General features: G+C 62.1%; 16 protein-coding genes and 1 other RNA gene. 2 read left to right on the top strand and 15 right to left on the bottom strand.

Annotated elements, in window-relative coordinates; all coding sequences use genetic code 11:
- Nucleotides 1–8: 8 nt before the first annotated feature.
- From PSH66_RS05460 to rsmI, 15 genes are all read right to left on the bottom strand, one after another.
- Nucleotides 9–878, bottom strand: coding sequence for a cell division protein FtsQ/DivIB (locus tag PSH66_RS05460; RefSeq protein WP_003171882.1), 870 nt, complete (start codon nucleotides 876–878; stop codon nucleotides 9–11).
- Between the two features lie 3 nt (nucleotides 879–881).
- Nucleotides 882–1,850: a D-alanine--D-alanine ligase gene (locus tag PSH66_RS05455; RefSeq protein WP_003171881.1), complete on the bottom strand. Its 969-nt coding sequence runs from the start codon at nucleotides 1,848–1,850 to the stop codon at nucleotides 882–884.
- Nucleotides 1,847–3,292 carry a UDP-N-acetylmuramate--L-alanine ligase gene (gene murC / locus PSH66_RS05450; RefSeq protein WP_003171880.1) on the bottom strand — a complete coding sequence of 482 codons (1,446 nt, stop codon included), beginning with the start codon at nucleotides 3,290–3,292 and terminating at the stop codon, nucleotides 1,847–1,849. Before murC ends, PSH66_RS05455 begins: the two co-directional genes overlap by 4 nt.
- Nucleotides 3,285–4,355, bottom strand: coding sequence for an undecaprenyldiphospho-muramoylpentapeptide beta-N-acetylglucosaminyltransferase (murG, locus tag PSH66_RS05445; RefSeq protein WP_003171878.1), 1,071 nt, complete (start codon nucleotides 4,353–4,355; stop codon nucleotides 3,285–3,287). The genes murC and murG overlap by 8 nt, the downstream gene beginning before the upstream one ends.
- Nucleotides 4,345–5,568 carry a putative lipid II flippase FtsW gene (gene ftsW, locus PSH66_RS05440; protein ID WP_003171877.1) on the bottom strand — a complete coding sequence of 408 codons (1,224 nt, stop codon included), beginning with the start codon at nucleotides 5,566–5,568 and terminating at the stop codon, nucleotides 4,345–4,347. The genes murG and ftsW overlap by 11 nt, the downstream gene beginning before the upstream one ends.
- Nucleotides 5,565–6,911, bottom strand: coding sequence for a UDP-N-acetylmuramoyl-L-alanine--D-glutamate ligase (gene murD / locus PSH66_RS05435; protein WP_305428521.1), 1,347 nt, complete (start codon nucleotides 6,909–6,911; stop codon nucleotides 5,565–5,567). The genes ftsW and murD overlap by 4 nt, the downstream gene beginning before the upstream one ends.
- A gap of 6 nt (nucleotides 6,912–6,917) precedes the next feature.
- On the bottom strand, nucleotides 6,918–8,000 hold the full coding sequence (mraY, locus tag PSH66_RS05430; RefSeq protein ID WP_003171875.1) for a phospho-N-acetylmuramoyl-pentapeptide-transferase: 1,083 nt from the start codon (nucleotides 7,998–8,000) through the stop codon (nucleotides 6,918–6,920).
- Entirely contained in the window at nucleotides 8,000–9,370 is a 1,371-nt protein-coding gene (gene murF, locus PSH66_RS05425) for a UDP-N-acetylmuramoyl-tripeptide--D-alanyl-D-alanine ligase (RefSeq protein WP_305428520.1), read from the bottom strand. The genes mraY and murF overlap by 1 nt, the downstream gene beginning before the upstream one ends.
- On the bottom strand, nucleotides 9,363–10,826 hold the full coding sequence (gene murE / locus PSH66_RS05420) for a UDP-N-acetylmuramoyl-L-alanyl-D-glutamate--2,6-diaminopimelate ligase (protein WP_141064038.1): 1,464 nt from the start codon (nucleotides 10,824–10,826) through the stop codon (nucleotides 9,363–9,365). Before murE ends, murF begins: the two co-directional genes overlap by 8 nt.
- Nucleotides 10,826–12,568, bottom strand: a complete 1,743-nt coding sequence (locus PSH66_RS05415) for a penicillin-binding protein 2 (protein WP_003171872.1) — start codon at nucleotides 12,566–12,568, stop codon at nucleotides 10,826–10,828. Before PSH66_RS05415 ends, murE begins: the two co-directional genes overlap by 1 nt.
- Nucleotides 12,568–12,861, bottom strand: coding sequence for a cell division protein FtsL (ftsL, locus tag PSH66_RS05410; protein ID WP_003171871.1), 294 nt, complete (start codon nucleotides 12,859–12,861; stop codon nucleotides 12,568–12,570). The genes PSH66_RS05415 and ftsL overlap by 1 nt, the downstream gene beginning before the upstream one ends.
- Nucleotides 12,858–13,805, bottom strand: coding sequence for a 16S rRNA (cytosine(1402)-N(4))-methyltransferase RsmH (gene rsmH, locus PSH66_RS05405; RefSeq protein ID WP_003171870.1), 948 nt, complete (start codon nucleotides 13,803–13,805; stop codon nucleotides 12,858–12,860). Before rsmH ends, ftsL begins: the two co-directional genes overlap by 4 nt.
- Nucleotides 13,802–14,257: a division/cell wall cluster transcriptional repressor MraZ gene (gene mraZ / locus PSH66_RS05400; protein ID WP_003171868.1), complete on the bottom strand. Its 456-nt coding sequence runs from the start codon at nucleotides 14,255–14,257 to the stop codon at nucleotides 13,802–13,804. The genes rsmH and mraZ overlap by 4 nt, the downstream gene beginning before the upstream one ends.
- Nucleotides 14,258–14,609: 352 nt before the next feature.
- Nucleotides 14,610–14,963: RNase P RNA component class A (rnpB, locus tag PSH66_RS05395), an RNA gene on the bottom strand.
- A 96-nt stretch (nucleotides 14,964–15,059) separates the two neighbouring features.
- Nucleotides 15,060–15,965 carry a 16S rRNA (cytidine(1402)-2'-O)-methyltransferase gene (rsmI, locus tag PSH66_RS05390; RefSeq protein WP_141064037.1) on the bottom strand — a complete coding sequence of 302 codons (906 nt, stop codon included), beginning with the start codon at nucleotides 15,963–15,965 and terminating at the stop codon, nucleotides 15,060–15,062.
- Between the two features lie 176 nt (nucleotides 15,966–16,141).
- On the opposite strand from rsmI, the gene PSH66_RS05385 reads away from it, so the two are divergent.
- Together PSH66_RS05385 and PSH66_RS05380 are read left to right on the top strand one after the other, a co-directional pair.
- Nucleotides 16,142–17,953 (top strand): penicillin-binding protein activator, encoded by a 1,812-nt coding sequence (locus tag PSH66_RS05385; RefSeq protein WP_003171866.1) that lies wholly within the window; start codon nucleotides 16,142–16,144, stop codon nucleotides 17,951–17,953.
- The gene (locus PSH66_RS05380; RefSeq protein WP_003171864.1) at nucleotides 17,953–18,324 is read left to right on the top strand and encodes a YraN family protein; all 372 of its coding nucleotides are present in this window, start codon (nucleotides 17,953–17,955) and stop codon (nucleotides 18,322–18,324) included. The genes PSH66_RS05385 and PSH66_RS05380 overlap by 1 nt, the downstream gene beginning before the upstream one ends.
- Nucleotides 18,325–18,370 lie beyond the last annotated feature (46 nt).

Below are 18,370 nucleotides of genomic sequence, written 5' to 3'. Positions count from 1 at the left end.
GCCTCTTCTTAATTCTTCGCGACAGCGGGTTGCGCTGCCGTGGGCGCAGCCGGTTCACGCCAGCCGACGGCAAGGCCGTTGGCGTAACGCAGGTCGACGCTCGCAATGTTCGTAATCTGTTCTTTCAAGGTCTTGTCATAGATGGCGATAAAGCGGCGCATCTTTTCCACCAAGCGGTCGCGTCCCAGCAACAACTGGATACCCGGGCCGGAACTGCCTGCCCCGGTCGTCAAAAACCAGCTGCCCCGTTCACGCAGTTCCAGGCGTGCAATGGAGAAGCCCAGTGGCCGCAGCATCTGGCTCAAGGCCTGGTACTGCTGCATCACTTGCTGTTGCGCCCGCTGCGGCCCGAACAGCTGCGGCAGGTGCTCGTAGTTGGCCAGTTCACGCGGGGTGAACGCCTGGCCCTGGTTGTTCAACAGCGCTTCATCGCCCCAACGGGCCACGGGCAGTTGTTCTTCCAGGCGGATCGTGACCTGGTCGGGCCATACGCGGCGCACTTCGGCGTGGGCGATCCACGGCATCTGTTCCAGCTCCGAGCGCATACCGGCCAGGTCGATGGTAAAGAAGCTCGCGGCCAGGTACGGGCCGATGCGCTGCTGTACCGCCTGCTGGCTGATGTAGCTCAAGTCGCCCTGCACGCTGATCTTGGTGATGGGCCGGTCGGCGTACGGCAACAGACGCTGCGCGCCTTCATACGTGCCGAAGCCCAACACCACCAGCAACACCGGCCAGAACAGCGCCTTGAGGAAACCAAAGTTGGCTTTCGGCAGGCGCGCCGACATCGGCTCTTTAGCCACCATTCGGCTGGCACCCCGTGGCACCGGCTTGCGGCTCGGTGCTTGGGGGGGCTGATGACGAAGCGATGCGCCTTTCATGTCTTAGCCTCGTTTCCTTTCTTCACCGGCGACGCTTGCCGCCAGGATCGCCAGCACCAACTGCTGGAAATCCAGACCGGCGGCGCGAGCGGCCATCGGGACCAGGCTGTGGTCGGTCATGCCCGGTGCGGTGTTGACTTCCAGGAACCAGAAATTCCCCTGGTCATCCTGCATCACGTCTGCCCGTGCCCAACCGGCGATACCCAGCGCCTCACAGGCTTTCGCCGTGAGGTCCATCAATTCCTGTTCCTTGGTTGCGTCAAGGCCACATGGGATCCGGTACTGGGTATCGGAGGCCACATACTTGGCGTCGTAATCGTAAAAAGTGTGGGGCGTGCCCAATGCGATGGGCGGCAATACCTGGCCACGCAGGGTGGCGATGGTGTACTCGGGACCCTGGATCCACTGTTCCACCAACACTTGCGAATCGTAGGTACTTGCCGCTTTCCATGCGTCGATCAATTCGGCGGCCGAGTTCACTTTGGCCATGCCGATACTGGAGCCTTCATGGGCTGGTTTGACGATCAAAGGCAGGCCCAGTTCCTTGGCCGCAGAAATACAATCGTCTTCGCTGCACAGCACGCTGTGACGCGGGGTGGGAATCCCCAGGCTGTGCCACACCTGCTTGGTGCGCAACTTGTCCATCGCCAATGCCGAGGCAAGGATGCCGCTGCCGGTGTAAGGGATGCCGGCGCACTCCAGCAGGCCCTGCATGCTGCCGTCTTCACCGCCACGGCCATGAAGAATGATGAAGGCGCGGTCGATCTTCTCGGCCTGCAAGCGCGCCAGGAAGTCATCGCCCACGTCGATACCGAACGCATTCACGCCGGCGCTTTGCAGCGCCGCGAGCACGGCATTGCCGGACTTGAGCGACACTTCGCGCTCGGCGCTCTTGCCGCCGAACAACACGGCCACGCGGCCGAAGTCGGCAGGCGCAATCGTAGAAAACAGAGAGGCGTAGTCAGTGGTCATTTCGACGCCCCCTTCTTGGCCGCAAACAGCGGGCTCGCCAGCAATTTGGGAGCAAGGCCGCCGATATCACCGGCACCCTGACACAGCAGAATGTCGCCGGCACGCAGCAGCGGCTTGACGATTGGCGCCAGGTCGACACCGCGCTCGATGTAGATCGGGTCCAACTGGCCACGCTGACGGATGCTGTTGCACAACTTGCGGCTGTCGGCACCCGGGATCGGTTCTTCACCGGCGGGGTAGACCTCCATCAGCAGCAGTACGTTGGCATCGGCCAATACATTGACGAAATCGTCGTACAAGTCGCGGGTGCGGCTGTAGCGATGTGGCTGGTACACCATCACCAGACGGCGCTCCGGCCAGCCGCCACGCACGGCCTTGATCACGGCGGCGACCTCGGTCGGGTGGTGACCGTAGTCGTCCACCAGCATCACATCACCGCCGTCTACCGGCAGTTGGCCGTAGACCTGGAAGCGACGGCCGACACCGGCAAAGCGCGACAGGCCTTCGACGATGGCTTCATCGCTGACGCCTTCGTCGGTGGCGATGCAGATGGTCGCCAGGGAGTTCAATACGTTGTGGTTGCCCGGCATGTTCACCGACACATCCAGCGGCTCGCGGTCGGGACGCAGCACGGTGAAATAGGTTTGCATGCCTTCCTGGCGCACATTGATCGCACGCACGTCAGCGTCTTCGCTGAAGCCGTAGGTCACGGTCGGGCGTTTGACCTGCGGCAGGATCTCGCGCACCACCGGGTCGTCCAGGCACACCACCGCCAACCCATAGAACGGCAGGTTATGCAGGAACTCGACGAAGGTTTTCTTCAACTTGTTGAAGTCGCCGTCGTAGGTCGCCATGTGGTCGGCGTCGATGTTGGTGACCACGGCCACCAGCGGTTGCAGGTGCAGGAAGCTCGCATCGCTTTCGTCGGCTTCGGCGATCAGGTAGCGGCTGGTGCCCAGTTGGGCATTGGTACCGGCTGCATTCAGGCGGCCACCGATCACGAAAGTCGGGTCCAGGCCACCGGCGGCGAACACCGAGGCGATCAGGCTGGTGGTGGTGGTTTTGCCGTGGGTACCGGCGACGGCGATGCCGTGGCGATAGCGCATCAGCTCGGCCAGCATTTCGGCGCGCGGTACCACGGGAATACGGCGCTCAAGAGCGGTGGCCACTTCCGGGTTGGAGGTGTTCACGGCGCTGGACACCACCAGCACGTCGGCCTCGGCGGCGTTCTCGGCGCGGTGGCCGATAAAAATCTGTGCGCCAAAGGACTTCAGGCGCTCGGTGACCGGCGAATCCTTCAAGTCCGAACCGGAGACCTGGTAGCCCAGGTTCAGCAGTACTTCGGCAATACCGCACATGCCCACGCCGCCGATCCCGACGAAGTGGATGCGACGGATACGGCGCATTTCCGGTTGTGGCATGGCTTTCTGATTCTCAACCATGGGCCACCTCCAGGCAGATATCGACCACGGTGCGGGTTGCGTCAGGTTTGGCCAGGCGGCTTGCGGTGCTCGCCATGCGGTTGAGTCGTTCCGGTTGCATCAAAACCTCGGTCAGGCGTGCGGCCAAATCGGCGGCGCCAGTCGTTCTTTGCGGCAGCAGGAAGGCAGCGCCCTCCCCGGCCAAATATTCGGCGTTGCGGGTCTGGTGATCGTCGATCGCATGGGGCAAAGGCACCAGCAACGACGGCAGACCGGCGGCGGCCAGTTCACTGACGGTCAGCGCACCAGCGCGACAGACCACCAGGTCGGCCCAGCCATAGGCTTGGGCCATGTCTTTGATGAAAGGCTGTACGTTCGCCTCGACACCGGCGTCGCGGTAACGCGTGGCGGTGACTTCATCGTGGTTCTTGCCGGCCTGGTGGAAGATTTCCGGGCGCACTTCCTGAGGAAGTTGCGCCACCGCTTCCGGCAGCAACTTGTTCAACGGCTCCGCGCCCAGGCTTCCGCCCAGGATCAGCAGATGCGCCTTGCGCCCGGCCAGGGCCTGACGCGCGATATCCATGAACAGTTCGGTGCGCACCGGGTTGCCGGTGGTGCGACGTTTGCTCGATGCACCGAAGGTGTTCGGGAACGCTTCACACACCCGCGCGGCCAAGGGCACCAGCAAACGGTTGGCGGTACCGGCGACGGCGTTCTGCTCGTGCACGATCACGGGCACACCGGCGAGCCTGGCGGCGACGCCACCGGGGCCGGTCACATAACCACCAAAACCGAGTACACACACCGGCTTCACGTCACGGATGACCTTGCGCGCCTGCCATACGGCCTTGAGCAACACGAACGGCGCCTTGAGCAGGGACAATTTGCCCTTGCCGCGCAGGCCGGTGACGTTGATCAGATGCAGCGGCAAACCGGCGGCCGGCACCAATTCGTTTTCGATGCCACGCGGCGTTCCCAACCAGTGCACGGTGTAACCACGGTTCTGGAACTCACGGGCACAGGCCAGGGCCGGGAACACATGCCCCCCAGTACCGCCGGCCATGATCAGCACATTAGCGCCCATGGGTCGGCTCCTCGGCGAAGTCGCTTTCGCTGAACTCCATCTCTTCGCTGCCCAGGTGGGTTCGACTCTCCCACTCGATGCGCAGCAACAAGCCCAGACAGGCGCAGCAAATCACCAACGAACTGCCGCCGTAGCTGAGGAACGGCAAGGTCAGGCCTTTGGTCGGCAGCAGCCCGACGTTCACGCCGATGTTGATCAGGAACTGGCCGATCCACAGGAACGACAAACCATAGGCCACATACGCGGCGAAATATTGCTTGGCCTTCTCGGCCCACAAGCCGATGTACATGCCGCGTACGCAGACGAATACGAACAGCGCCACGGTGCACAGCGAACCCACCACGCCCAGTTCTTCGGCAAGCACCGAGAACACGAAGTCGGTGTGCGCTTCGGGCAGGTAGAACTGCTTCTGCACGCTGTTGCCCAGGCCCACGCCCAGCCACTCGCCGCGACCGAAGGCGATCAAGGCCTGGGTCAGTTGGTAGCCGGAACCGAACTGATCGGACCACGGGTCGGTAAAGGTGATAAGACGCGCCATCCGGTAGGGTTGCGCCTGCACCAGAACAGTCACCGCGGCCACCGCCAGCACCACCATCAAGGTGAACCGGAACAAGCCGACGCCGCCGAGGAACAACATCGCCGCCGCGGCGCCCATCATGACCACGGTGGCGCCGAAGTCGGGTTCCATCAGCAACAGGCCAGCCATGGGCAGCAGCACGATGAACGGTTTGAAGAAGCCCATCCAGCTTTCGCGCACTTCTTTCTGGCGACGGACCAGGTAACCGGCCAGGTAAATCACCACGAACACCTTGGCGATTTCCGACGGTTGCACGTTGAACGCACCGAAGCCGATCCAGCGCATGGAGCCGTTCACTTCGCGGCCGATGCCCGGCAGGATCACCATGACCAGCAAGCCGAACGCACCGATCAGCATCAGCCAACCCAGGCGTTGCCAGGTGGCGATGGGGATCATCATGGTAACGATGCATGTGCCCAGGCCGATGATCAGGTACACCAGGTGTCGGATCATCATGTACAGGGTGTTGCCCGACTGCACGGCGGCCACTTCAGAGGATGCCGAGGTGATCATCACCAGGCCCAGGCCCAGCAGCGCGAGGCAACCGGCGAGCATCGGGAAGTCGAGGTCGATACCGCGCCCGGTAATGATCGGCGACGGGTACGGCTTGATGATGTTTCTGAAGTCGATACTCATGCCAAGGCCTCCACGGCGCGGGCGAACAGCTGGCCGCGCTCTTCGTAGTTCTTGAACATGTCGAAACTGGCGCACGCCGGCGACAGCAGCACCGCATCGCCTGGCTGGGCCAGGGCTTTGCACTGGGCGATCGCGTCGTCCAGGGACGTGGCGCGCACTTGCTGCACGGCATCACCCAGGGCAGCGGCGATCAAATCGGCATCGCGGCCCATCAACACCACGGCGCGGCAATGCGCGGCAACGGGCGCTTTAAGGTCTTTAAAGTCGGCCCCCTTGCCATCGCCACCGGCGATCAGTACCAGCTTGCCGTCGATATCGGCGCCCAGGCCTTCGATAGCGGCCAATGCCGCGCCGACGTTGGTGGCCTTGGAGTCGTTGTAATAGCTGACGCCGTCCAGGTCGCGCACCCATTGGCAACGGTGTTCAAGGCCGCCGAAGGTGCGCAGGCTCGACAGCATGGCGTCGAACGGCAAGCCGACGGCATGCCCCAACGCCAACGCGGCCAGGGCGTTGGACTGGTTATGGGCGCCACGAATTTTCAACTCGCGCACCGGCATCAGGTTCTGAAATTCGAAGGCCAGGTATTTCTCGCCGTTTTCTTCGCGGATGCCGAAGGCCTTGAAGTCAGGTTTGCCCAGGCCGAAGGTCCAGCAGGGCATGCCCTCGCCAATCAGCGGACGGCTCAGGGCATCCTGGCGGTTGACCACAAACTGCTTGGCGCCGCGGAAGATCCGGTGCTTGGCCAGGTGATACGCAGGCAGGCCGCTGTAGCGGTCCATGTGGTCTTCACTGACGTTCAACACGGTGGCCACTTCAGCGCCCAGGTCGTGGGTGGTTTCCAGCTGGAAGCTCGACAGCTCCATCACGTACAGCTCGACCTCATCGCTGAGCAGGTCCAGTGCCGGCGTACCGAGGTTGCCGCCCACGGCCACGCGTTTGCCGGCCGCCACGGCCATCTCGCCAACCAGGGTGGTCACGGTGCTTTTTGCGTTGGAACCGCTGATGGCCACGATCGGCGCCTTCGCGTGACGCGCAAACAGGTCGATATCGCCCGACAGCTTCACGCCACGCGCCGCAGCGGCTTGCAGGGCCGGTGTCGCCAGGGCCAGGCCAGGGCTCACGTAAAGCTCATCGGCGCGGCATAGAAACTCGACATCCAACTCGCCACAACGCACTTCCACGTGCGGGTAGTCACGGCGCAGCGTGACCAGCTCCGGTGGATTTTCCCGCGTATCGGCCACGGCAAACGACGTGCCCCGGTTCGCCAGGAAGCGAACCAGGGACATGCCGCTCTTGCCGAGGCCGACAACGATGCGGAAGTGGTCTGAAGCGATCAGGGACACTCGTTTCTACCTCAGTTTCAGGGTGGCAAGGCCGACCAGGACCAGAATCACGGTGATGATCCAGAAACGGACAATCACGCGTGGCTCGGGCCAGCCCTTGAGTTCAAAGTGGTGGTGGATCGGCGCCATGCGGAACACACGGCGCCCGGTCAACTTGAAGGACGCCACCTGGATGACCACCGACAGGGTTTCCATCACGAACACACCGCCCATGATGAACAACACGATTTCCTGGCGAACGATCACTGCGATGGTGCCCAGGGCCGCGCCCAGCGCCAGCGCGCCGACGTCGCCCATGAAGACTTGTGCCGGGTAGGTGTTGAACCACAGGAACCCCAGGCCGGCACCGATCAGCGCGCCGCAGAACACGATCAGTTCGCCCGCGCCCGGCACGTAAGGAATCAGCAGGTATTCGGCGAATTTCACGTTACCCGACAGGTAGCAGAAGATACCGAGCGCACCGCCCACCATCACCGTCGGCATGATCGCCAGGCCGTCGAGGCCGTCGGTCAGGTTCACGGCGTTGCTGGAGCCGACGATCACGAAATAGGTCAGTACCACAAAGCCAATACCCAGTGGAATGCTGGCGTCCTTGAGCATCGGGATGATCAAGGTGGTTTCCACCGCGCTTGGCGCCGTGGTGTAGAGGAAGATCGCGGCGGCAAGGCCGAACACGGACTGCCAGAAATACTTCCAGCGACTCGGCAACCCCTTGGAGTTCTTCTCGATCACCTTGCGGTAGTCATCGACCCAACCGATGGCGCCGAACAACAGCGTCACCAGCAGGACCACCCACACGTAACGGTTATGCAGATCGGCCCACAGCAAGGTGCTGATGCCGATGGACGACAGGATCAGCGCGCCGCCCATGGTCGGGGTACCGGACTTGGACAGGTGCGACTGCGGGCCGTCATTACGAACCGATTGACCAATTTGCAGGTTCTGCAGGGTGCGGATCATCCACGGCCCTAAAAACAGCGACAGCGACAGCGCGGTCAGTACACCCAGGATCCCGCGCAGGGTCAGGTACTGAAAGACCGCAAAGCCTTTGTGGAACTGTTGCAGATACTCAGCCAGCAGCAGCAGCATTAATGTTTCTCCGTACTTGAGCCACACAAGGCTACGACGACGTTTTCCATCACCGCGCTGCGCGATCCCTTGATCAAAATGGTTGTGTGTTTATCGTGTTCGGCCGCCGTCAGCGCCTGGATCAGCTCGGCCTGGGTGGCGAAGTGCTGCGCACCGGGGCCAAAGGCATTCACGGCGTAGGCCATGTTCGGGCCGACGGCGTAGAGCGCGTCGACTTTACCGGCGGCATACGCGCCGACTTCGCGGTGGCCTTGTTCCGCCCATTCGCCCAACTCACCGATATCGCCCAGGACCAGCACCTTGCGGCCGTCGAAGCCTTTAAGCAGATCCACGGCGGCATTGATGGAGGACGGGTTGGCGTTGTAGGTGTCATCGATCACGCGCATGCCGTTGGTCGCCAACTGCGCGACGGTGCGGCCCTTGACCGGCTGCACCGCCCCCAGGCCAGTGGCGATACCGAACAGCGACACGCCCAGGGCATGGGCGGCTGCGGCGGCGGCCAGGGCATTGGCAACGTTATGGTTGCCGAGCAGGTTCAGTTGCACCGGCTCGCGACCCTGCGGGGTGTGCAGGATGAACGACGGACAGCCACGGGCATCGACAGTGATGTCGGATGCATGGAAATCGGCGGCGGCGTTCAGCACGGCAAACGTCAGGACCTTGCGACCGGCGGCGCGGGCACGCCAGGTCTCGAAGGCCTTGTCGTCGAGATTCAATACCGCAGTACCCGAAGCATCGAGGCCTTCAAGGATTTCGCCCTTGGCTTCGACGATCTTTTCCGGACCACCGAACTCACCCACGTGGGCGGTACCGGCGTTGTTGATAATCGCCACGTGAGGCTTGGTCAACGCCACGGTATAGGCGATTTCACCGACACGCGAAGCCCCCAGCTCGATCACGGCCGCCGTGTGTTCCGGGGCCAGTTCGAGCAGAGTCAGCGGCGCGCCGAAATCGTTGTTCAGGTTGCCACGGGTCGCCAGCACCGGACCACGGGTACGCAGTACACCGGCGAGCAGTTCCTTGACCGTGGTCTTGCCGCTGGAGCCGGTGACGGCTGCAACCGGCTTATCGAACGCGGCGCGATTCAGCGCACCCAGTTGGCCCAGGGCCAGGCGGGTATCGGCGACCAGCAACTGCGGCAAGGTCGACTCAGGCACTTCGCACTGCACCAACGCGCCGACGGCGCCTTTGGCGGCGACATCATTAAGGTAGTCGTGGCCGTCGAAGCGCGGCCCGGTCAAGGCGACAAACAATTGCCCCGGTTTGATCGCGCGGCTGTCGATACTCACGCCGTCGAAGCGGCAATCGCTCGACAGGACGCGGGCCGACAGGGCCTGGGACAGTTCGCTGAACGTCATGGCCTTAAGCATGGGCAACCTCCCAGGCGGTCAGGGCATGATCGGCCTCGACCAGATCGGAAAAGGCGTGACGCTCGCCGTTGATTTCCTGGTAGTCCTCGTGACCTTTACCGGCCAACACCACCACGTCGTCAGCACTGGCGCTGGCGATCAATTGGGCAATGGCGGCACCGCGACCGGCAACAAAGGCGGCCTTGGACGCGTCTTTGAAACCTGCGCGGATATCGTCGAAAATCTGGCCCGGGTCTTCAGTACGCGGGTTGTCATCGGTGACCAGCACGCCATCGGCCAGGCGCTCGACGATCTCGGCCATCAACGGGCGCTTGCCGCGATCGCGATCACCGCCGCAGCCGAACAGGCACAGCAGCTTGCCTTTGGCGTGAGGGCGCAAGGCTTCGAGGACTTTTTCCAGGGCATCCGGGGTGTGGGCATAATCGACCACCACCAGCGGCTGCTCACCGCCGCCCAGGCGTTGCATGCGGCCGGCCGGGCCTTCGAGCTTGGGCAATACGTTGAGAATTTCGTCGAGGGCGTAGTCCAGGCCAAGCAAGGCGCCGATGGCGGCGAGCACGTTGCTCAGGTTGAAACGACCGAGCAAGGTGCTGCGCAGGTGGTGCTCGCCTTGTGGCGTCACCAGGGTGGCGCGCACGCCTTCGTCGTTGAACTGGGCTTCGCGGCAATACAGGTACGCGCTGGAATCCTGCAGGCTGTAGCTGATCAGGCGCGACTCGCTGTCTTGGGCGGCCAGGTGGCGTCCGAACTCATCGTCCAGGTTCACCACCCGGCACTTGAGGTCATTCCAGGCAAACAGCTTGGCCTTGGCGGCGGCATACGCCTCCATGGTGCCGTGGTAATCCAGGTGATCGCGGGACAGGTTGGTCATCACTGCCACGTCAAATGCCAGGGCGGTGACGCGGCCCTGGTCCAGACCGTGGGACGACACTTCCATGGCAACCGCCTTGGCACCGGCCTTCTTCAGGTCAGCCAGGGTCGCTTGCACGGCAATCGGGTTCGGTGTGGTGTGCAGGCCGCTTTGCAGGGCGCCGTAGAAACCGCTGCCCAGGGTGCCGACGATGCCGCAATGCTGGCCCAGCAGATCGAGGGCCTGGGCGACCAATTGGGTCACGCTGGTCTTGCCGTTGGTGCCCGTCACGCCCACCAGGTTGAGGTGGCGACTCGGTTCGCCATAAAAGCGGCCGGCGATATCGGACAGTTGCTTGGCCAAGCCCTTGACCGGAATCAGCGGCACGTCGGTGATCGGCAGCACGGTGGCGCCGTCCACTTCATAGGCCACGGCCGCCGCGCCGCGCTGCAAGGCATCGGCGATGTGCGCACGGCCATCGAACTTCCCGCCCGGCACCGCCAGGAAGAGGTCACCGGCGCGCACATTACGGCTGTCCAGGGTCAGCTCGCGAATCAGCAGATCGCGGCCGGCGTGGGCAAAAATCTTGTTCAGGCTAAGAGACATCAGCCGCGCCCTCCATTGGCTTTGACTGCAGCGGCCGGTGGCGCGGCGTTCGCTTGCTGGGTCGGCGGCAGGTTGTCCGGCGTGATGTTCATCAGGCGCAGGGTGCCGGACATCACTTTGCTGAACACCGGCGCCGATACCAGGCCACCGAAGTAACCGGCCTTGCTCGGCTCGTCGATCACCACGACGATGGCATAGCGCGGGTCGCTCATCGGGCCGAAGCCGGCGAACAGCGAACGGTATGAGTTTTCGGCATAACCCTTGGTGCCCACCGAGGTTTTACGCGCGGTACCGGACTTGCCTGCCACGTGATAGGCCGGCACCTGGGCGCGGAACACACCGCGCGGCGCTTCGATCACTTGTTGCAGCATGCCTTGCATGGTCTTGGCGACGTTTTCCGGAATTACCTGGGTGGCTTTCGGCGCTTCGTCGACGTGGATCAGGCTCAACGGCACCATACGGCCATTGTTGGCCAATACCGAGAAGGCGTGCGCCAGTTGGATCGCGGTCACCGACAGGCCGTAACCATAGGAAAGCGTGGCGGTCTCGGCTTTTTTCCAGTCGCGGTAGTTCGGCAGGTTACCGACGCGCTCACCTGGGAAATCCAGGCCGGTGGGTTGGCCCAGGCCGATTTTTTGCGCCAGGTGGTAGATGGTCTCGCCGCCGATATCGAAAGCAACCTTGCTCATGCCCACGTTACTGGAGTTGATCAGGATACCTGTCAGATCCAGCACCGGACCTTCGGTGCGCGACACGTCTCGAATGGTGTATTTGCCCAACTGCAAGGTGCCTGGATACACCTCGACTTTGTCGCTGGGTTTCCAGCGTCCGGTTTCGAGGGCGGCACTCATGGAGATGGCTTTCATGGTCGAACCCGGCTCGAACACGTCGATCATGGCGCGGTTGCGCATCATCGCCGGTTGCAGGTTGCGACGGTTGTTCGGGTTATAGGTCGGCTGGTTGACCATGGCGAGGATCTCGCCGGTCTTGACGTCCATGATTACCAGGCTGCCGGCCTTGGCGCCGTTCTCGATGATCGCGTTGCGCAGCTCGCGGTTGGCCAGGTACTGCAGGCGCAGGTCAATCGACAACGCCAAGGGCTTGCCGGCCTTGGCGTTTTTGGTGACCTGGACATCCTTGATCAGTCTGCCGCGCCGATCCTTGATGACTTGTCGTTTGCCGGGAACGCCGGCCAGCCATTCATCGTAGGCCAGCTCCACACCTTCGCGACCGTGATCGTCGATGTCGGTAAAGCCCACCATATGCGCCGTGGTCTCGCCGGCCGGGTAGAAACGACGAAATTCCTCGATGCCATAGACACCGGGGACTTTAAGGTCGAGCACCTGCTGGCCTTGTTCGGGGGTGAGCCCACGAACCAGGTAAATGAATTCTTTATTGGCCTGGGCGTCAAGGCGTTCGGCCAAGGCTTTAGGGTCTTGCCCCAGGGCTGCGGCGAGCGCCGGCCAGCGATCCTTGGCGACCTGCAATTCCTTGGCGTTGGCCCACAGGGTAGTGACCGGCGTACTGACCGCCAGAGGCTCGCCATTACGATCGGTAATCAGGCCGCGATGCGCAGGAATCTGGATATGACGCAGGCTGCGCGCATCGCCTTGACCGATCAGGAAGTCACGGTCGACCACCTGCAAGTCGAAGATGCGCCAGACGATCGCGCCCACCATCAAGGCCAGCAAGCCGAGCATCAAGCGAAAGCGCCATGGGTAGAGTGCCCCTTCGAGTTTCATCATGGCGCCACCATCCGAACTTCGGCCGCGCCCGGAATGTGCATTTTCAGCTGCTCGGTGGCCAGCACTTCGATACGGCTATGGGCCGTCCAGGTGCTTTGTTCCAGAATCAAGCGGCCCCACTCGGCCTGCGCCTTGTCACGCACGCTCAACTCCCCGTACAGGGTGTTAAGCAACTGGCGATTCCAGTGGGCGCTGTAGGACACCGCGATCGCGGACACCAGCACGCCGATAAACAGCAGCAACATGAAGAAGCTGCCGCCCGGGAGGGGCTTGGCGAACAGCTTGCTCACCGCAACTTCTCCGCGACACGCATGACGGCACTGCGCGAGCGTGGGTTGGCCTTGAGTTCGGCTTCAGAGGCGAACTGCGCTTTGCCATGGATCTTGATTTTTGGCACAAAGGCTTCGAAACGTACCGGCAGGTTGCGCGGCAGGTTGTCGGATTCGCCCTTGACCAGGCGACGCATGAACAGTTTGACGATCCGGTCTTCCAGGGAATGGAAGCTGATCACCACCAGACGACCGCCCACTTCCAAGGCATCCAGCGCAGCCTCAAGGCCGGCTTCCAGATCACCTAATTCGTTATTGACGTGAATGCGCAGGCCCTGGAACGCACGGGTCGCCGGGTTCTTGCCCTTTTCCCAGGCCGGGTTGGCAACCTTGAGCACTTCGGCCAGGTCGGCGGTGCGCTCGAACGGCTGGAGCTCGCGGCGCTCGACCACGGCACGGGCCATGCGCCCGGCGAAGCGCTCTTCACCGTACTCTTTGAATACGCGGGCAATTTCTTCCACCGGCGCGGTGGCGATGAATTGTGCGGCGCTGACCCCACGGGTAGGGTCCATGCGCATGTCGAGGGGGCCGTCGTTCATGAAACTGAAGCCGCGCTCCGGATCATCGAGCTGTGGCGACGACACGCCAAGGTCGAGCAGAACCCCGGCCACCTTGCCTGCCATGCCGCGCTCGGCCACTTCGGCGCCCAGCTCGGCAAAGCTGCGCTGCACAACGACAAAGCGGCCGTCTTCGGCCGCCAGCGCTTGCCCGGTGGCAATCGCTTGAGGGTCTTTGTCAAACCCGAGAAGTTTGCCGCCGGGCCCGAGCTGGCTGAGTATCAACCGGCTATGCCCACCCCTGCCGAAGGTGCCGTCCAGATAGCAGCCATCCGCGCGTACGGCGAGAGCCTCAACGGCTTCGTCAAGCAGTACGGTGATGTGGTTAAAGCCGCTATCAATAGTCACAGGATCAAATCACGCAGTTCATCAGGCATGGCGCCCGGTTGTTGAATAGCAGCCAGGTCAGCTGCTGAAACAGCATCCCAGGCATCTTCGTCCCACAATTGGAACTTGTTCAGTTGGCCGACCAGCATTGCGCGCTTATCCAGCTTGGCGTACTCGCGCAGACGCGGCGGCACCAGGAAACGACCGCTGCCATCGAGTTCGAGGTCGACGGCATTACCGATCAGCAAACGCTGCAGGCGGCGGTTTTCTTCACGCAATGAAGGCAGGGCGCGCAACTTGGTTTCAATCAACTCCCACTCATCGAGGGGGTAAACACATAAACAAGGGTCAACGGCATCGATCGTGATGATCAATTGTCCGGAACTTCGCGAAATCAGCTCGTCACGATACCGGCTCGGCATGGCGAGACGGCCTTTTGCATCGAGACTGATAGCGTTAGCTCCGCGAAACACAGATGCGTTTCTCCAAATTTTAGCGTTTTACGTCAAAAAAACCCACTTTGTGCCACTTTCCGCCACTTGCGCACACTATAGGAATGCGCCCACCACACCGTCAAGGCACGGATTCAAGGAAAAGCCTTACAGAACGGAGATTTAGGAGCGTAAAAGGAGGAGAAACCAGAGTTAGGCGAGGTTTTTGACTCAGCAAGCGCTGACAGCTCAAAGAGCTGCGACTTAAAGTTAAAGTGATTTATTAAGAGTAAGATTTTTTTGGTATTACGAAGACGCATCTGCCATTGATTTGGCAGGGAGGGATTCTTGCGTTACTACCGGTTTTCTGCCAGAGGCCTGACAGAAGAAAAAGGTGGAGAGTCGATCTGTAAGCCGGGTTCTGTCTTGAACAGTCATTCGTCTACGATGGCCATCACTGGACATCTTTAGCAACCTACCCGGTCCCAGCGCGGGCCACGCCTTGGGACCCTATTTGGTCTTGCTCCAAGTGGGGTTTACCTAGCCACGAACTGTTGCCAGTCGTGCGGTGCGCTCTTACCGCACCTTTTCACCCTTACCGGCACCGAAGCGCTTAGGCGGTTATTTTCTGTGGCACTTTCCGTAGGCTCACGCCTCCCAGGCATTACCTGGCACTTCGCCCTATGGAGCCCGGACTTTCCTCCCCCCCCTAATTTTCATAGAGGGCAGCGACTGTCCAATCGACTCTCCGCCGCGCAGGTTAACGGCACGACGGCCTCAGGACAAGTATTAAAAGTGGGCCATTGCTATCACGTTCAGACGAAATACCGGTTCAAACCCGGAACTATTCGGCTTTCTGCTTATCCAGCGCCACCTGATACAACACGTTCTTGCGCACGCCGGTTATCTCCGCAGCCAAGGCGGCCGCGCGCTTGAGCGGCATTTCCTTGAGCAGCAGGTCCAGCACGCGCATGGCCTCGCTGCCGACGGCGTCTTCAGCCTCCGGCGCGGTCCAGCCCGCCACCAATACCACGCACTCACCGCGCTGCTGATTGCTGTCACCCTCGACAAACGCACGCAGCTCTTCAAGCGGCAGGCCTTTGAGCGTTTCAAAAGTCTTGGTCAGTTCACGCGCCAGCAACGCCAGGCGCTCGCCACCGAAAACCAGCTCCATGTCCTGCAGACACTCCAGGATGCGGTGCGGGGCTTCATAGAAGATCAGCGTGCGCGGTTCTTCCTTTACCGCCTGCAGACGGGCACGCCGTCCCACCGCCTTGGCCGGCAGGAAACCTTCGAAAATAAAACGATCGGAGGGCAGTCCCGCCGCGGACAATGCCGCGATCAGCGCGCACGCACCCGGAACAGGCACTACATTGATACCAGCCGCCCGCGCCTGGCGCACCAGGTGGTAGCCGGGATCGGAAATCAGCGGCGTCCCCGCGTCGGAGATCAGCGCCACATCGTCACCGGCCAGCAGCCGAACGATAAAACGACTGCCCTCTTCGCGCTCGTTATGCTCGTGGCATGCCGCTAGTGGGGTGCTGATACCAAAATGCTGCATCAACCGTTGGGAGTGTCGCGTGTCTTCCGCCGCGATCAATTTGACCTCGCGCAGCACTTTCAGCGCACGGGCACTGATGTCGTCCAGGTTGCCAATGGGCGTCGCCACGACAAAAAGCGAGCCTGCAGTGGAATTCAAAGGACCTGGAGCAGTCAAAACGCACACCTCGATGGTTGGCAAAAGCCACATTGTAGCGCGTAGAGGCGTTTAAAATATGCCAGCACGGCCGATACCCTTTCAGCCGTTGATCACCCATAGCAACATTTGCACGACCTAAATCGACGGTTTCACGCCAGTAACATCGCGCCTGGGCCAGTGCTTGGGTACACTTCCACGCTAATTTGATCGGTATCAGGAACACTTACATGATCGCTTGCCTGCGGCTGCTCTCCGCCCTCTGCCTCGCTGCCTTGCTGGCCGCCTGCGCCAGCTCGCCCTCGTCCAGCCTTGGCGACCTTCCACGGACCCCAGACGCCAGTATCGAGCAACTGCTCGAACAGGCCGCCACCGCCAAGACGCCAGAAAAGGCCGCATTGCTGCGCCTGAGTGCGGCTGACATGGCCTACCGCCAGAACAACCCTGGCCGCTCGTCGCAGATTCTTGCGCAAGTGCCCCTGGATATCCTCAAGCCTGCCGCGCAGATATTCGCCAGCACCCTCGCCGCCGAATTGGCCATGGGTCGCAACCAGCCGAAGGCGGCGTTGACCGCCTTGAACCATCCGAGCCTGCAGAGCCTCAAGGAGCTGCCGGCAGAACAGCAGATCCGGACCGGCACCGTGCACGCCCGCGCGTATGAAGCCGATGGCCAGATCCTGGCCGCGGCTCGCGAGCGTGTGGCCATGGCGCCATTACTGACGGGGGATGCCGCCAAGAGCAATCACGAAGCCATCTGGACCTTGATTGCCGCCTTGCCTGCCGAACAGTTGCAGACCAGTGGCAACCCTGTGTTGGACGGCTGGATCACCTTGGCCCAGGCGGTCAAGGGTGCCGGCACGCTGGAGCAGCAACAAGCGGCCATCGACACCTGGCGCGCGCAGAACCCTGGGCACCCTGCTGCGGTGCAACTGCCGACTCCGCTGACCAAGCTCAAGGAACTGGCCAGCCAGCCACTGAACAAGATCGCCTTGTTGCTGCCACAGGACGGCCCCCTCGCCTCCGTCGGCAAGGCGCTGCGCGAAGGCTTCATGGCCGCCCACTACCAGGCCGAGCAAGCGGGGCAAAAGCCGCCGGTGATCGAGTTCTATGACAGCTCGCGCCTGACCTCCATCGACGACTTCTACGCCAAGGCCCAGGCCGCCGGCGTGCAATTGGTGGTCGGTCCGTTGGAGAAACCGCTGGTCAAGCAACTCAGCGCACGCGCCCAATTGCCGATCACGACCCTGGCACTGAACTACAGCGAAACGGATCAAGGCCCGGCCCAATTGTTCCAGTTCGGTCTGGCCGCTGAGGACGAAGCCCGCGAAGTGTCGCGCCGTGCCCGCGCCGATGGCCTGCACCGTGCCGCGGCCATGGTGCCGCGTGGTGAATGGGGTGAGCGTGTCTACAAAGCTTTCCGCCAGGACTGGGAAGCCAATGGCGGCACCGTCATGGGTGTCGAGTATGTCGACCAGCCGGTGGCCCTGGCCCAGCAGATCGCAGACCTGTTCCAACTGCGCAAGAGCGAAGGCCGCGCCAAGAGCCTGCAAAGCACCGTCGGTACCGACGTAGCGGCACAACCGTCGCGTCGCCAGGACATCGAGTTCATCTTCCTGGCCGTCACCCCGCAACTGGCCCAGCAGATCAAGCCGACCCTGAACTTCCAGTACGCCGGTGACGTGCCGGTGTATGCGACATCCCATGTCTTCAGTGCCAGCGGTGACCGCAACCAGTACCTGGACATGACCAACGTGATGTTCTGCGAAACCCCTTGGCTGCTCAATACCACCGACCCGCTGCGCAACCAGGTCGCCGCACAATGGCCACAAGCCAATGGCAGCCTTGGTCGGCTGTACGCGATGGGCGTCGATGCCTACCGCCTGGCGCCACGCCTGGGCCAGCTCAAGGCTCTGCCGGACACACGCGTTGACGGCCTCTCGGGCAACCTGGGCATCAGCGCCAACCAGCGTGTTGACCGCCAGATGCCATGGGCAAAGTTTGTCGGTGGCGAGATCCAACGCCTGCCGGACACCCCGCGCTGATGCCCGAGCGGTCCAGCGCGCAAAGCGGCAAGGACGCCGAACAACAAGCGCTGCAACACTTGCAGCAACAGGGTCTGCGCCTCCTGGCGCAGAACTGGTTGTGCAAACGCGGCGAGCTTGATCTGGTCATGCTTGACGGCGATACAGTAGTATTCGTCGAAGTCCGCTACAGAAAACACGCACAATGGGGTGGCGCGCTCGCCAGTATCGACGGGCGCAAGCGTCAGAAGCTGATACTCGCCGCGCAGTTTTTCCTGCAAAAAGAGTCTCGCTGGGCCGATTCCCCCTGCCGTTTCGATGTGGTTGCCATGGACAGCACCCCGTCAGGCACAGCTGATCTGACCTGGCTCAAAGATGCCTTCGACAGCTGATTCGCCGGACATTTTCACCACACACTTTTGCTCTTTGCTTTGCGGG

It is taken from the genome of Pseudomonas sp. FP597, assembly GCF_030687435.1.
Lineage (GTDB): Bacteria > Pseudomonadota > Gammaproteobacteria > Pseudomonadales > Pseudomonadaceae > Aquipseudomonas > Aquipseudomonas lactucae.
The sequence above is the reverse complement of the archived record's forward strand: the minus strand, read 5'-3'. Positions and strand labels throughout refer to the sequence as shown.